Annotated in this window: 16 protein-coding genes; 1 reads left to right on the plus strand and 15 read right to left on the minus strand. The window is 68.1% G+C overall.

Annotated features, from left to right (window positions below):
* The 4 genes from WA965_RS24055 to WA965_RS24070 form a co-directional block, all read right to left on the minus strand.
* Positions 1-242: S4 domain-containing protein (locus tag WA965_RS24055; protein WP_526448153.1), on the minus strand; the 242-nt coding region annotated here is incomplete at its 3' end.
* Entirely contained in the window at positions 235-1,041 is an 807-nt protein-coding gene (scpB, locus tag WA965_RS24060) for an SMC-Scp complex subunit ScpB (RefSeq protein WP_526301387.1), read from the minus strand. The genes WA965_RS24055 and scpB, both read right to left, overlap by 8 nt.
* Positions 1,042-1,050: 9 nt before the next feature.
* Positions 1,051-1,872: a segregation/condensation protein A gene (locus tag WA965_RS24065; protein WP_526301389.1), complete on the minus strand. Its 822-nt coding sequence runs from the start codon at positions 1,870-1,872 to the stop codon at positions 1,051-1,053.
* Positions 1,869-2,741 carry a ParA family protein gene (locus WA965_RS24070; RefSeq protein ID WP_178357373.1) on the minus strand — a complete coding sequence of 291 codons (873 nt, stop codon included), beginning with the start codon at positions 2,739-2,741 and terminating at the stop codon, positions 1,869-1,871. The genes WA965_RS24065 and WA965_RS24070 overlap by 4 nt, the downstream gene beginning before the upstream one ends.
* A gap of 163 nt (positions 2,742-2,904) precedes the next feature.
* Between WA965_RS24070 and WA965_RS24075 the strand changes: the two genes are divergently transcribed.
* Positions 2,905-3,660, plus strand: coding sequence for an O-methyltransferase (locus WA965_RS24075; protein WP_526301391.1), 756 nt, complete (start codon positions 2,905-2,907; stop codon positions 3,658-3,660).
* Here the strand turns inward: WA965_RS24075 and xerD are convergent.
* The 11 genes from xerD to WA965_RS24130 all read right to left on the minus strand — a co-directional run bounded on the left by xerD (position 3,657) and on the right by WA965_RS24130 (position 14,905).
* Positions 3,657-4,616, minus strand: coding sequence for a site-specific tyrosine recombinase XerD (gene xerD / locus WA965_RS24080; RefSeq protein WP_526301393.1), 960 nt, complete (start codon positions 4,614-4,616; stop codon positions 3,657-3,659). The genes WA965_RS24075 and xerD overlap by 4 nt on opposite strands.
* Positions 4,613-5,245 (minus strand): NUDIX domain-containing protein, encoded by a 633-nt coding sequence (locus WA965_RS24085; RefSeq protein ID WP_526301395.1) that lies wholly within the window; start codon positions 5,243-5,245, stop codon positions 4,613-4,615. The genes xerD and WA965_RS24085 overlap by 4 nt, the downstream gene beginning before the upstream one ends.
* Positions 5,238-6,989, minus strand: coding sequence for a CTP synthase (pyrG, locus tag WA965_RS24090; protein WP_526301412.1), 1,752 nt, complete (start codon positions 6,987-6,989; stop codon positions 5,238-5,240). Before pyrG ends, WA965_RS24085 begins: the two co-directional genes overlap by 8 nt.
* Before the next feature lie 160 nt (positions 6,990-7,149).
* On the minus strand, positions 7,150-8,091 hold the full coding sequence (locus WA965_RS24095) for a copper transporter (RefSeq protein WP_526301397.1): 942 nt from the start codon (positions 8,089-8,091) through the stop codon (positions 7,150-7,152).
* A gap of 10 nt (positions 8,092-8,101) precedes the next feature.
* Positions 8,102-9,286 (minus strand): putative cytokinetic ring protein SteA, encoded by a 1,185-nt coding sequence (gene steA / locus WA965_RS24100; RefSeq protein WP_526301399.1) that lies wholly within the window; start codon positions 9,284-9,286, stop codon positions 8,102-8,104.
* Between the two features lie 91 nt (positions 9,287-9,377).
* Positions 9,378-11,159, minus strand: a complete 1,782-nt coding sequence (gene recN, locus WA965_RS24105) for a DNA repair protein RecN (RefSeq protein ID WP_526301401.1) — start codon at positions 11,157-11,159, stop codon at positions 9,378-9,380.
* A complete protein-coding gene (locus tag WA965_RS24110; protein WP_178357379.1) occupies positions 11,159-12,082 on the minus strand; it encodes an NAD kinase in 924 nt (307 codons plus the stop codon). Before WA965_RS24110 ends, recN begins: the two co-directional genes overlap by 1 nt.
* The gene (locus tag WA965_RS24115; RefSeq protein WP_526301403.1) at positions 12,079-12,888 is read right to left on the minus strand and encodes a TlyA family RNA methyltransferase; all 810 of its coding nucleotides are present in this window, start codon (positions 12,886-12,888) and stop codon (positions 12,079-12,081) included. The genes WA965_RS24110 and WA965_RS24115 overlap by 4 nt, the downstream gene beginning before the upstream one ends.
* A 5-nt stretch (positions 12,889-12,893) precedes the next feature.
* Positions 12,894-13,049: a hypothetical protein gene (locus tag WA965_RS24120; protein ID WP_526301405.1), complete on the minus strand. Its 156-nt coding sequence runs from the start codon at positions 13,047-13,049 to the stop codon at positions 12,894-12,896.
* 13 nt (positions 13,050-13,062) lie between these two features.
* Positions 13,063-14,079 (minus strand): HAD-IIA family hydrolase, encoded by a 1,017-nt coding sequence (locus WA965_RS24125; RefSeq protein WP_526301407.1) that lies wholly within the window; start codon positions 14,077-14,079, stop codon positions 13,063-13,065.
* A gap of 1 nt (position 14,080) precedes the next feature.
* Positions 14,081-14,905 carry a tetratricopeptide repeat protein gene (locus WA965_RS24130; RefSeq protein ID WP_526301408.1) on the minus strand — a complete coding sequence of 275 codons (825 nt, stop codon included), beginning with the start codon at positions 14,903-14,905 and terminating at the stop codon, positions 14,081-14,083.
* Positions 14,906-15,106: the final 201 nt, after the last annotated feature.

Below are 15,106 nucleotides of genomic sequence, written 5' to 3' on the forward strand. Positions count from 1 at the left end.
GTGGAGTGCATCCCCACCGGCTTGTTGATCGCCAGATGTACCAGCGTGTCGTCGTGGGCGACCCTGACGCCGTCGACGCGGATCACCGACACCGACGGATCCACCCGGGTGCCCATCTCGGTGACGATCATGTCGTCCACCTCGACCCGGCCGTCGCGAATCATCTTCTCCGCGACACGTCGAGAGGCAATTCCGGCCTGCGACAACACCTTCTGCAGCCGCACACCCTCGTCGTCAGTCATTTTCACTCCGGTCCACATCGAAGGACACCGCCGCCTGTGGGTTGGGAGCGCCATTGAGCTTCATGAAACGCGGCTCTTCACTGAGGGTTTCACTGAGGTCGTCGATCACGTCGATATCGGGCAGCAGGGGCGCGATGTCGGGGAGATCGGCCAGAGATGTCAGGCCGAGCCGCTCCAGGAACAACTCTGTGGTCGCGAACGCGACCGCCCCCGAGTCGCTGTCGGTTCCAGCCTCGGTGATCAGCCCGCGGGCCAGCAGCGTGCGCATCACCGCGTCGACGTTGACACCGCGTACGGCACTGACGCGCGCCCGGGTCACCGGTTGTCGATACGCGACCACGGCGAGCGTCTCGAGCGCCGCCCGGGTCAGCTTCGAGCGCGCACCGTCGAGCAGAAGCTTCTCCACGTACGGCGCGAACTTCGCGCGGGTGTACATCCGCCACCCACCGCCCGCTTCGCGAAGGTCGATGCCGCTGTCCCTGGCGGCGAACTCTGCTGCCATCGAGTGCAGTGCGGCCGCCACCCGCGCGACCCCCTGGTCAGTGGCGTTGGCCAGGGCGTCGACGGTCACCGGGGTGTCGACGACGAGCAGCAGCGCCTCGAGCGCGGCGCGCAGCTCGGCATCGTCCAAGTCGACGGCGTCCAGTTCGGCGGCGTCTAGTTCGGCGGCGTCTAGTTCCGAAGCGTCCAGATCGGCGGCGTCCAACCCGGCCGCAGCAGCGTTCTCGGTGTCGGGGTTGATCCCCGACCCGAGGTCGATGGAGTTCTCCGTCACATCGTGTGAAATGTCGTCAGTCATCTGTCTTGTCTATTCCGCGTCGGCGGTCGCCAGTTGTTGGCTGTTCGGCCGCTCTCCGGTCCACGAAATCTGGAGCACACCAAGCGGTTCTGATTGCTCGAATGCTACCGCCCGGGATCGGTACAGTTCGAGCAGCGCCAGGAACCGTCCCACGATCTCCATGGGCAGCGTGCAGTCGGCGACCAGGTCGGAGAACGATGCCCACTCCCCGACGCCGCGACCCTCGAGCAACGACATCAGGTTGGCGGCCTGCTCGGGCACCGACACCGACACCTGGTGCAGATGGTCGGTACCCACCCTGGGCACTGGCCGCGGCGTGAACGTCGCCGCCGCGATCTGCGCGAACCGTTCCGCATCCACACCGAGCATCACCTCGGGCAGCAGATCCTCGTAGCGGTCCTCCAGCGCCACCGCCCTGGGGTAGCTGCGCAGCGCCGCGGACTCCAACTCGGCGAACATTCCGGCGACATGCTTGAACGCCCGGTACTGCAGCAACCGGGCGAACAACAGGTCCCGCACCTCGAGCAGCGGGAGGTCCTCTTCGTCGTGCACCTCGCCGGCGGGCAGCAGGCGAGCAGCTTTGAGGTCCAGCAGCGTCGCGGCGACCACCAGGAACGACGTCGTCTCATCGAGCCCGAGTTGCGGGCCGATGGCCTTGGTGTAGGCGATGAACTCGTCGGTGACCTGGTGCAGCGCCACCTCGGTGACGTCGAGTCGGTGCCCGAAGATCAGCTGCAGCAGCAGATCGAACGGGCCCTCGAAGTTGCTCAGTCGAACCTGGAAGCCTGCCTTGGGCGCATCTTCCTCTTCCGTCGACGGCGTCTCGCTCACGCGCCGAACCGGTCGATGACCTCACGTGCCAACGCCCGATACGCTTCGGCACCAGCCGATTTCGGCGCCCAGGTGGTGATCGGTTCACCGGCGACGCTGGTCTCGGGGAACCGCACGGTCCGGGTGATGACGGTGTCGAACACCAGATCGCCGAACCGCTCGACCACCCGGGCCATCACCTCGCGGGAGTTCACGGTGCGGGGGTCGTAGCGGGTGATCAGGATTCCGCTGATCGACAGTTTCGGGTTCAGCCGGTCGTGCACCTTTTCGACGGTGTCGGTCAGCAGCGCCAGCCCGCGCAGCGAGAAGTACTCGCACTCGGTCGGGATGATGACCCCGTCACTGCAGGCCAACCCGTTCACGGTGAGCAGACCCAGCGACGGCTGGCAGTCGATGAGCACGTAGTCGTAGCGGTCCAGAACCGGATAGAGCGCCCGGGCCAGCGACTGCTCGCGGCCGACCTCGTTGACGAGCTGGATCTCGGCGGCCGACAGATCGATGTTGCTGGGCACCAGGTCCAGCCCGGGGACCCGGGTGCTCATCAGCACCTGGTCGATCGAGACCCGCGGCTCCACCAACAGGTTGTGGACGGTGTTGTCGAGCTCGTAGTGCGGCACGCCGAGCCCCGCGGACAGCGCACCCTGCGGGTCGAGGTCCACCAGTAGTACCCGTCGCCCGTACTCGGCGAGAGCGGCGCCCAGATTGATCGTCGAGGTCGTCTTGCCGACCCCGCCCTTCTGGTTGCACATCGCCACGACCTTGGCCGGACCGTGCGAGGTGCGCGGGGCGGGCTCGGGAATCGACCGCGGCAGCCGACCGGTCAAACCGGGTGTCACCTCGGGATCCGGGGCCTCTGTGCCGTCGGTCATGCCGGACCTTCGCTGGTCAGGCAACCCATAGGCGTGGCGGACATCCGGCCAAGCTTAACGGGGAGCGTCGTGCTGGTGAGGCAGACCCGCAGGCGCGATCTCAGACTGGTGAGGCCGAGCGCGCATTCTGAGCTCAAAGCGGCCGATATCTACCCTAGAGAACATGAACCTCAAACGGCGGTTGCCGTTCCTGCGGTGGTCGACGCTGCGCCTCGCACTGGGCATGCCGTCGTTCCTGCGCACCGGTCAGATCGGCGACGGCCGGGAAGCCGCCTGCGCCCGGTATGTGGAGTCCAACGCCCGTCGCGGTGACATCGACGACGTGCTCGCCGCCATCGACACGTTCGCCTACAAGAAGGCGATGCTGGTCAACGTCGGCGACGAGAAAGGACGACTGCTCGACGCCGCAGTGCGCCGGGCAGCGCCGAAATTGGCACTGGAGCTCGGCACCTATTGCGGCTACAGCGCATTACGGATCGCCCGGGCCGCACCCTCGGCGCGGATCTACTCGATCGAGTTTTCAGCCGCCAATGCCGCAGTGGCGCAGCGTATCTGGGCGCACGCCGGCGTTACCGACCGGATCACCTGCGTGGTCGGCACCCTCGGCGACGGCGGCCATACGCTGGACCGTCTCGCCGCGGAGCACGGCTTCTCCCCCGCCGAACTGGATCTGTTGTTCATCGACCACGACAAACGTGCCTACCTGTCGGACCTGCAGAGCGTGCTCGATCGGGGTTGGCTGCATCCCGGTTCGATCGTGGTCGCCGACAACGTCCGACTGCCCGGCGCACCGAAGTACCGCGCCTACATGCGGGAACAGCAGGGCACCCGGTTCGACACCATCGAGCACAAGACCCACCTCGAGTACCAGTCGCTGATGTCGGACCTGGTGCTCGAGTCGGAGTACCTCGGCGGCTAACGTGCCCGCGGGTGCGCGCCCGCCCACACTTCGCGCAGCGCGTTCACGGTGACCATGGTGTAGATCTGCGTCGTGGTCACCGATGCGTGCCCGAGCAGTTCCTGCACGACGCGCACGTCGGCACCGCCGTCGAGCAGATGGGTCGCAAACGAGTGCCGCAGCACGTGCGGGGACACCGTGGCGGTGACGCCGGCGCGTTCGGCGGAGTCCTGCAGCACCTGCCAGGCGCTCTGCCGCGACAGCCGCCCGCCGCGTGCGTTGAGGAAGATCGCTGGTGTGCCCCTGCCGCGCCGGGCCAGCTCAGGACGCCCGCGTACCAGGAAGGCGTCGAGCGCGGTCACAGCCGGACGGCCGATCGGGATGAGACGCTGCTTGCCGCCCTTACCGCGCAGCAGCACCGACCGCGCCTGGGTGTCGACGTCGTCGAGATCCAGACCGACGGCCTCGGAGATTCGGGCGCCCGTCGAGTAGAGGAGTTCCAGCAGCGCCCGGTTGCGCAGCGTCAGCGGACCGTCAGCCTCGCTGTCACCGCCGGCCCCGTCGAGCAACGCGAGCACCTCGTCGATGCTCAGACTCTTGGGCAGCCGGCGGCTGGGTGTCGGTGGCTTCACCTCGCGGGCGACGTCGAGTGTGGTGATGCCCTCCGCCGCGGCGAATCGATGCAGGCCACGCACGGCGATCAACGCCCGGGCCGCCGAGACCGCCGACAGCGGCACCACCCCGTTCTCGGGATCGCCGCGGCGCAGCGCCACCAGGAACTCGCTGACGTCGGTCTCGGCCACACCGGCCAGGTCGTCGATGCCCCGCGCGTGCAGGTGTTCGGCGTAGCGCCGTAGGTCGCGGCGGTAGGAGCTCAACGTGTTGGCCGCCACCCCGCGTTCGATCGCGAGGTGGTCGAGGTAACCCTGGAACTGGTCGTCAAGGGCGGACCCGAAGGACAGCGACGTGTCGGTCATGGATGTCGCCGCCGGCGCGCGAACGCGGTCGGTCTGTCGATCCAGGGGGCGTCGACGGGGCGAAGCATGGACACGTCGGGCATCGCGTGGACGGCGAGGATGCCGGCGGCCGCGATGGAGTTCACGATCTCACCGGAGTAGACCTTGGCGACAGCGTCGGCCACGGTGAACCGTTGCACCGTCAGGTCGGCCTCTTCGTCGTGCACCTCGGAGCGGTCGACGTCGCTGAGCCCGGTCGCCAGGAAGACCCGCACGCTCTCGTCACTGAATCCCGGTGCGGTGTCCAGATCGATCAGGGTGTGCCATGACTCGGCGGCCAGACCCGCTTCTTCGGCCAGTTCGCGCGCCGCCGAGACATGCGGCGCTTCGCCGCCGAGGTCGAGCAGTCCGGCGGGCAGCTCCCACAGCCTTCTGCCGAACGCATGCCGGTACTGGTACACGAGCACGATCTGGCCGTCGTCGTCCATCGCGACCACGGCGACCGCCCCATAGTGTTCGACGATCTCCCGGCGGGCTGTGCTCCCGCCGGGCATCTGCACCTCGTCGGCGCGGAGCGCGAAGATGTTTCCGATGTAGAGGGTTTCCGAGGCAGCGACGGAGAACTCGTGGTTCGAGCCGTCTTCAGCCACGGGCCGGGGTGCCTTCGAGAGCGTGCTCGGCGCCGTTGGGCTTCGGCTCGGCCGGCTCCGGCATTTCGACGGGCAACCGCTCCTCGTTCTTGTAGTCCACTGATGCGCCGATGAACGCCACGAACAGCGGATGAGGGCGCGTGGGGCGACTCTTGAGCTCCGGATGGGCCTGAGTGCCGACCAGGAACGGGTGGACATCGGCGGGGTACTCGACGAACTCCACGAGGTGCCCGTCGGGCGAGGTGCCCGAGAACTGCAACCCGCTTTCGGAGATCCGGTCCCGGTAGGAGTTGTTCACTTCATAGCGGTGCCGGTGCCGCTCGGACACCTCATTGGCCTCATATGCCTGTGCCACAATCGATCCCGGCTCCAACACCGCGGGGTAGGCGCCCAGTCGCATGGTGCCACCCAGGTCGGCCTCCCCGGCGACCACCTCGCGCTGGTCGGCCATCGTGGAGATCACCGGGTCCGGCGTCGCCTCGTCGAACTCAGCCGAGTTCGCCTCCGACAGACCCACCGACCGCGCCGCCTCGATCACGATGCACTGCAGGCCCAGGCACAGCCCGAGCACCGGCAGGCCACGCTTGCGGGCGTAACGGATGGCGCCGATCTTGCCTTCGATGCCGCGGATACCGAATCCGCCCGGGATGAGCACGCCGTCGACGTCGGCCAGTGCTGCCGCCGCACCGGTGTCGGTGTCGCAGTCGTCGGAGGCCACCCAGCGCATCTCCACCTTCGCGTGGTGGGCGAAGCCGCCGGCCCGCAACGCCTCGGCCACCGACAGATAGGCATCGGAGAGATCGATGTACTTGCCCACCAGCGCGATCCGCACGGTCTCGCGCGGCTCGTGCACGCGATGCAGCAGATCGTTCCACTGCGTCCAGTCCACGTCGCGGAACGGCAGACTCAGCCGCCGGACCACGTAGGCGTCGAGTTCCTCGCGGTGCAGCACCTTGGGGATGTCGTAGATGGACGGGGCATCCGGGGTCGAGATGACGCCGTCGATGTCGACGTCGCACATCAGCGCGATCTTGATCTTCAGCGGTTCGGGAACGTCGCGATCACAGCGCAGGATCAACGCGTCGGGCGAGATACCAATGCTGCGCAGCGCCGCCACCGAGTGTTGCGTCGGCTTGGTCTTGAGCTCACCCGAGGGCGCCATGTAGGGCACCAGCGAGCAGTGCAGGAAGAAGCAGTTCTCCCTGCCCACCTCGTGACGGACCTGCCGGGCGGCCTCGAGGAACGGCAGCGACTCGATGTCACCGACCGTGCCACCGATCTCGGTGATCACCACGTCGGGCCGGTTGCCCTCGCTGTCGGCTTCGGCCATCGCCACGATGCGACGCTTGATCTCATCGGTGATGTGCGGGATCACCTGGACGGTGTCGCCGAGGTACTCGCCGCGGCGCTCCTTGGCGATCACCGACGAATACACCTGGCCCGTCGTCACATTGGCGAAGCCGGACAGGTTGCGGTCGAGGAACCGCTCGTAGTGCCCCACGTCGAGGTCGGTCTCCGCCCCGTCCTCGGTGACAAACACCTCGCCGTGCTGGAACGGGTTCATCGTCCCCGGGTCGACGTTGAGATAGGGGTCGAGTTTCTGCATCGTCACCTGCAGGCCCCGTGCGGTGAGTAGTTGCCCGAGACTGGAGGCGGTGAGGCCCTTGCCGAGCGACGAGACCACGCCACCGGTCACAAAAAGGTGTTTGGTGGCGGTCTGCGGGTGCTTGCGTAGCTGGTTCATTCGGCCGGGCAACACAAACCTCCGTGACGATGGGCAGGGCTTGGTTCTCGGTGGAATCGATGGAGATCGAGTCCGGTTTGGGGCCTGCCGACCCACGGAATCTCACCCTAACACCGACACCGACAAGCCGTCGCTGACACGCGGGCGCCGCCGTCGGAGGCTACTGCGGAACGGTGACCGCGGTGGCGCCCTGGCCGGTGCCGAACTGACCGGGCCGGCCGCCGCTGAGCAGCTCGCTCAGCGCGAGCACCGACGTGATGCGTCCGGATTCGCGATCGACGTCGTCGACGGTGCTGACGACGCTGTTCAGCGCGGCATCCGACCTGATCACCGCCACCGCGGAAGTCCCGGACGCCGATCCGTCCCGGCCGACGACAACCGTGCCCGACCCGTGCGGCGCAAGGCCGGCGGCGAACCTGGCGACGGTGGCGCCCTGGTTTCCGGCGTCATCGCCCAGTGCTCCCCCGGTGACGACGAGGGCGGTGTCGGCGGCGCCGATGCGCTGGGTGCCGTAGGTCACGAAACCGGTGTCACGCAGCGCGGCCAGCACGGTGTCGCGCTGGGTGTCGTCGACCCGGGTCACCTCGGGGTCCCGGTTGATCAGCAGTGCGATGCCCAGCAGGTCACCCGCCTGCGACCCCTGATCCACCGACGCGGTGCTCAGTTGCGCTCCGGCGGGCACGATCGGCGAGTTGACCACCGACAGGAGTTTCTCCGCGGAGTTCGCGTCGACGAATTCCTGCGTCAGCCCCACGGTGCCTGCGACTCGCCCGCCGCCCTGCTCGACGACCCGGGTCAGCGCCTCGACATCGCCGTCGGCGGCGTCCGGGGTGCGAAACAGCATCACCGACTTCTCGGCGAGGGTGTCACGCAAGATCCGTGGCGCCATCTGGGCATTGAAATCTCCTGCAGCACTGAGTTTTTCGTTGAGTGCATTGCGATCGTCGGTCAGCGTGTCGATCTGGGTCTGCATCTCGTTCTTGTCGTCCCGCAGGCCGGACAGCACGGTGTTGGACAGCAGGCCGGAGCCCAGGGCCACACCGATGGCCAGCGCGAGGAAGACCGCGGCGAGCGAGATGGCGTGCGAACGCAGCGAGATCACGGCATCACCTTCAGGCGACCAGGCCCTGGATCCAGAGTGTGAACTGGTTCCAGTAGTTGGCCACCCACTCGAGCACCGCGGCATCGGCGCGCGACACCCACAGCGCGGCGATCACCGCGATCAGCATCGCCAGCACCAGCAGCGCGATCGCGCCGCCGGAGACCCGGCTGCGGTACAACGTGGCAACGGCTTTGGCGTCGACGAGCTTTTCGCCGACCTTGAGCCGGGTCAGGAACGTCGACGGGTTGCTGCGCTGGCGGGTGCGGTCGAAGAACTCCTCGATGCTCGCGGTGTGGCCCACGGTGACGATCAGCGACGCGCCGTGGTGGTCGCACAGCAGCAGCGCCAGGTCGGCGGCCGAACCGGCGGCCGGGAAGGTCATCGCCCCGACCCCGAGGTCCTGGATGCGTTCGAGCCCCGCGGCGTGTCCGTCGGCGTCGGCGGGCAGCACGACCTGAGCCCCGCAGCGCAGTACCTCGGTGCTGATCTTGTCGGGGTCCCCGACGATCAGCGCCGGCCGGTAGCCGGCCTTGCGCAGGATGTCGGCGCCGGCACCGACTCCCACCAGAACCGGCTGATACTCCTTGATGAACGGCTTGAGGGCCTTGAGGTCGGCCGCGGCGTGCGATTCTTCGGCCACGATGACGACGTGACGGCGGTTCATGTCGACGTCGATGTCGGGGATACCGATTCCGTCGATCAGCAGCGGGCTCTCGCTGCGGATGAACTCGATGGTGTTGCCCGCGAATGCTTCCAGGTGCGCGACCAGGCCACCCTTGGCTTCCTGCATCAGCTCGTGGATCTCGGCGTCGGTGCGCTCGGTGCCCAGGATCAGCCGGCGGTCACCGGAGTACACGCCGCCCTCGTTGATCCGGACACGGGCGCCGTCCTTGACCTTCTTGAAGACCTCGGGGCCGGTGTCGTCGACCAACATGATGCCGTTGGCGACCAGCACCTCGGGCCCGAGGTTGGGGTAGCGCCCCGAGATCGATGTCGAGGCGTTGACCACTGCGGCGACCTCGGCTTCCACGAGCGCGTCGGCGGTGATCCGATCCAGATCCTGGGCGTCGATGACGACGATGTCTCCGGGGGAGATGCGCCGCAGCAGGCGGTCAACGTCGCGGTCAACCCGGGCGGTGCCGGTGACACCCGGCCGTGAGCTGGCATTACGGGACAGCAACGCTGACATCTTCATGGGCCGATTCTGTCCAGCATCCGCCATTCTGCGTCGGAGGCGCGCCGTAACACCAGCCTCATTAGTTACTTCTTTTCACATCTGTCACAGGCTAGGAGGCCTGTTCACGGTCCCCCCGGGCCGCATCGAGGAGTTCGCGGGCGTGTGCGCGGCCGCTGTCGGACTCCCCCAACCCCGCCAGCATCCGGGCCAGCTCGGCAACCCGGCTGTCGTCGTCGAGACGGTGCACACCGCTGGATTTCATCCGCCCGCCGCGGGTGTCGGCTCCACTGTCGACCATCAGGTGCACGTCGGCGTACGCCGCCACCTGGGGCAGGTGCGTGACGACGATGACCTGGTGAGTGCGGGCCAGGCGGGCCAGCCGTCGGCCGATCTGCACGGCCGCGCGGCCACCCACGCCGGCATCGACCTCGTCGAACACCATCGTGGTGCCCTCGGTCGACGCGGCGAGCACCACCTCGAGCGCCAACATCACCCGCGACAGTTCACCGCCGGAGGCACTCTTGTTCAGCGGCAGGATGTCGGTGCCGCGATGTGCCGCGAATCCGAAGTCGACCGCGTCCACCCCGTCGCGGCCGGCGTGCACCACGGTCCCCGACGGCAGTGTCAGCGGGGCATTGTCGTCGGCACGCGCCTCCAGCGGGCCCACCGCGATGGTGAACTCCGCCCCGGCCATCGCCAGCCCGGACAGTTCGGCGGTCACGGCTTTCGCCAATCCCTTGGCCGCCTTGACCCGGACCTTGGTCAGGGCCTGCGCGGCGTCGACGACGTCGGCCTGCAGCGCGTCGACGCGTCGTTCCAACTCGGCCAGGGTGCCTTCGGAGACGTCGAGCTGGGCCAGCCGCTCCCGCGATTCGTGCGCCCAGGCCAGCACGCCGTCGATGTCGGCGGCGTACTTGCGGGTCAACGTCCGCAGCTCGGCCTGGCGGGCCAGCTTGGTCTCCAAAGCACTTGTGTCACTGGGCAGTTCGGACAGAAAGCGGGTCAGCTCGCCGGAGACGTCGACCAGCACCGCCAGCGCCCCACCCAGCTGCTCCGCCAGCGACTTGAGTGCGACGTCGTCAGTGCCCTCCAGTGCCGAACGCGCCTGGCTGAGGGCATTCGCGGCGGAGAACTCGTCTGCCGAGCTACCGTCGTCCAGCGCGCCGGACAGGGAGGCGCGCGCCGTCTGCACCGCCTCGCGCAACGAGTCGAGTTCTGACATCCGCCGGATGTCGTCGACAAGGGTGTCGTCCTCGCCGGGCTGCGGGGCCACCACGTCGATCTCATCGAGCGCGAAGTTGAGCCGGTCGGCCTCCTGGGCCAGCTCGCGGGCGCGGCGGCGTCGGTCCTGGAGATCGCCTCTGGCCTCGAGCCACTGGTCGCGCAGCGCGCGATACCGCTGCAGTTGCTTGGCCACATCGGCGAAGCGATCCAGTGCGATGCGCTGCTGGTCGGGTCGCATCAGCCGCAGTTGATCGTTCTGTCCGTGCAGCGTCAGCAGTTCGTTGGTGAATCCGCTGAGCGACTTGGCCGGTACGCTGCGGCCGCCCAGGTACGCCCTCGACGGTCCGTCGCGGCTGACCGAGCGCGCTGCGATGACGCTGTCGTCGTCGTCGCGTTCGGCTCCCGACGAATCCAGGATCTCGTCGACCCTGGTGGCCACTGAGTCGCCGACCTCGGCGGTCACGAAACGGCCTTCGACGACGGCGCGATCGGCTCCGGTGCGCACCTTCGTCGGGTCGGCTCGGGCGCCCCCGAGGAGGTGCAGGCCGGTGACGACCATCGTCTTGCCGGCGCCGGTCTCACCGGTGAGCACGGTCAGGCCACCGTCGAACTCCGCCGTCGCGGCGCTGATGGCACCCAGCGACTCGATACGAATCTCAGCTAGCACTACTGCCCGCGCCACCCCGTGACCGGCAACCGGAACTTGCGCACCAACCGATCGGTGAACGGCGCACTGTCCAGACGCGCCCACTTCAGTGGCGTACCGCAGCGAGTCACCTCGAGTCGGCCACCGGCGGGCAACACCATCTCGCGGCGTCCGTCACAGAACACCAGGGCGTCGTGGCCGCCCGCTTCGATCTCGATCGCGATGGAGGCCGCGGGACTGGTCACCATGGGTCGGGCGAAGAGCGCATGGGCATTGTTGGGCACCACCAGGATCGCCTCCAGGTCCGGCCACAACACAGGTCCACCCGCGGAGAACGCATACGCCGTCGACCCTGTCGGAGTCGACACCAGCACGCCGTCGCATCCGAAAGCCGACACCGGCCGTCCGTCGACTTCGAGGACGACACCCAACACCCCCAGTCGCGGGCCCTTCTCCAGGCTGGCCTCGTTGAGCGCCCACCCGCGGTCCAGGAGTTCTCCGCCCGCGCGGACCGCGACGTCCAGCGTCATCCGTTCCTCGACGACGTAGGTGCGCTTGATGACGTGCTCGAGCACCGTGTCGATCGAATCCGCTTCGGCCTCGGCCAAAAACCCGATCCGGCCCAGATTGACACCGAGAACCGGGATCTCGACGTTGCGGGCGAGGTCGGCAGCCCGCAGAAAGGTCCCGTCACCTCCGAGGACCAGCACCAGCTCACATCCCTGCGCGGCGAGCGGGTCGGCGTCGACGACTTCGATCTCCACCCCGAGCGCCCGCATGTCGTCGGGAGCCAGGTGGACCGGCCCGCGGTCGACAGCTTCGGCAGAGAGCACCCGCAGCGCAATCCCGTTGTCACCGAGCACTTTCTCGACCCGGCGTGCGACCTCGGTGGCCTCCTCGCGTCCGGTGTGCACGACAAGCAGGATGGTGCGTTCGTCGGTCACTGCGGCCCTTCCTCGACGGCCCGCCGAATCGCGTCGTCGAGCGCATCCGCCAGCAGCGGGCGGTCGGTATCGGCGCGCAGATGCAGGAAGTACTCGACGTTACCGGCCGGGCCGGGTAGCGGGCTGGCGGTGACCGCAACGGTCTGCCAGCGCAGGGCGGCCGCCCGACGCGCCACCGAGAGCACCGCGTCAGCGCGCAGCGCCGGGTCCGACACGACCCCGCCTGCGCCCACACGGTCCTTGCCGACCTCGAATTGTGGCTTCACCATGGGAACGATATCGGCGCCCTGCGATGCGCACGCAGTCAGCGCGGGTAACACGGTCGCCAACGAGATGAACGACAGGTCGGCGACGACGAGGTCCACCGGTCCGCCGATGGTGTCGGCCGCGAGGTCGCGAACGTTGGTGCGCTCCATGACCGTCACCTTCGGGTCATTGCGCAGCGGCCAGGCGAGCTGTCCGTATCCGACGTCGACGGCGACGACCTCGCGGGCCTTGCGGTCGAGCAGCACCTCGGTGAACCCGCCGGTCGAGGCCCCCGCATCCAGGCAGCGCCGCCCCTCGACAGCGACATCGAAAGCGTCGATGGCGCCGATCAGTTTGTGCGCCCCTCGCGACACCCAGGAGTGCTCGCCGACGTCGACGACAGTGACATTGGCCCCCACGGAAATGGCGGTCGCCGGCTTGGCCGCGGGCATTCCGTCGACGCTGACGCGGCCGGCGCCGATCAGCTCAGCAGCCTGTTGCCGGGACCGGGCGAGCCCCCGCCGTACCAGCTCGGCGTCCACACGAGCGCGCCGCGTCACGCGGATCAGCCCTTCTCGACCGATTCCAGCGCGCGCACCAGCAGTTCGTGCGCCTCCTCGAGCCGCACCGCCAGCCCGTCCAGGTCGGATTCATCGGGGTCGGCGTAATCGCCCAGCAGTTCAGCGACCTGGGCGCGAATCTCGTCGGGGTCGTTGGTCATATCGGTGTTCACGCTAGTCGATGCGCACCGCCGCCAGCGACCAGCGCTCGAGGGCCAGCCGGGCCGTGTCGTCACCCGCCCTGATACGTGAGGGCCGTTCTCCGGAGTCAGCCGACCAGACCGCTGCGGCGATCACCCGCACCACCGACAGGTCGTCACCGGGCTCTGCCCCGGTGGCCCACACCGTCACGTCGGTCCCGTCGATGTCGGCCCGCCACCCGGCCTGCGGCCCGATCCGCAGCGTGTCGGCGTCGTCGGTGAGGCCGCGGAGGTCCTCGGCGAGGTAGACAGGCCGCTGCTGCGGGACCGCCCAGATCGCGTCCTCGGCGGAGTTCACCCCGCACAGCACCATCAGGCTCGGCAACCCGGCGGCGATCGCTCCCTCGATGTCGGTGTCCAGGCGATCGCCGACGACCAGCGGCGTGTCAAAGTCACCCCGCGCCAACGCGTCCACCATCAACACCGGTGACGGCTTGCCGGCGACCTGCGGTTCGCGGTCGGTGGCGGTTCGCAGCGCCGCGACCATCGAGCCGTTGCCGGGCAGCAGACCCCGCTCTGAGGGAAGCGTCTTGTCCACGTTGGCCGCGACCCATAGGGCTTCCGACCTGATGGCCAGGGCCGCCTCGGCCAAATCGGCCCAACTGGTCTGCGTCGAGTGTCCCTGCACCACGGCGACGGGGGTATCGGACCATTGCCTGACGGGGGTCAGACCGACGCTGCTGACCTCGGCGGCCAGCGCGTCGGTCCCGACGATGAGAACCTTCGCGCCCCCGGGCAGTTGCTCGGCGAGAAGCCGGGCGGCGCTCTGCGCGCTGGTGACGACATCCTCGGGCGCTGCGGTGAACCCCAGCTCGCACAGATGCTCGGCGACCTGTACGGCACCACGGGAGGCGTTGTTCGTGACGAACAGGATCCGGGGGTCGACAGATGCGAGAGTCTCGACGGCGCCCGGTGTCGGCTCATGCCCACGAAACACCGTGCCATCGAGGTCAAGCAGCAGGCAATCAAACTGCTGTGCAAGGGTTTTCACGTCAAGATAGCTCCGTGATCCGCTCTTCGGCATCGGTGACACCCTCGACGTCGGCACGCGCGGCGTTGAGGAACCACTTCAGCGCCTCCGGGCTGCGGTCCAGAGCCAGCAGCGTCTCGGCGTACACGTAGAAGAGCCGCGCCGCGGTCTGGCCCGTCCGTTCCGGATCCAGTTGGGGTGCCGACAGAACTGCCAGGGCCTGCTCATGCTGACCGAGATCGCTGCGGGCGCCCGCGACGACGATGCGAAGTTCGTCGGCGTCGTCACCGCTGAGCTGGGCGGCATCCGGACCGCGGGCCAGTTCGATGGCCCGCTCGGGACGACCTATGCCCCGCTCGCAGTCGGCGATCAGGGCCAGGAGAGGTGAGCGACTCCCCATCCGGCGGGCGGCACGCAATTCGGCCAGCGCCTGTGCCCAGTCGCCGCACTGATACGCCGCGATGCCGACGGCTTCGCGGACCGCGGCAATCCTGCTGGCCCGCGCCCGAGCGGCCCGAGCATGAGCAAGCGCAGCTTCGGGGTCGTCGTCGAGCAGCTCACCGGCAGCGACCAGATGGCGAGCGACCGTGTCGGCGGTGCTGCGATCCAGCGTGGTGAGCTCGCCACGAATCTCCGGCGCCAGTTGCTTGGCTTCGATGCTGGAAGGTATCGACGGGCCGGCGTCGCGCCCATCGTCGGCATCCGGTCTCGGCTGAGCGCGACGCGCTCGCTGTGGTCCGGAGGTGCGCGGCGCCTGGCGTTGATCCCGGCCGGGCCGCTGACCGCCGGCTGACGAGCCTCGCCGCGGATGGCGTTCGCCGCGGCCGCCCTGAGTATCCTGCGGCACGTGGGCCTTCCTTCTCGCATGGTGTTCTTGTTGCAAAGGATACGGCCAAAGTGCACTGACGTCGCAATTGGCCAATTCTTTGGCAAGCGATTTTCTTTTGACAACTGATTGTGAAATGGAAAACGCCCCCCACAATTAAGTGGGGGGCGATTCCAATGTGTGTTCGGCGGTGTCCTACTTTTCCACCCGTGTGGGTAGTAT

The organism is Mycobacterium sp., from assembly GCF_049683935.1.
Taxonomy (GTDB): domain Bacteria; phylum Actinomycetota; class Actinomycetes; order Mycobacteriales; family Mycobacteriaceae; genus Mycobacterium.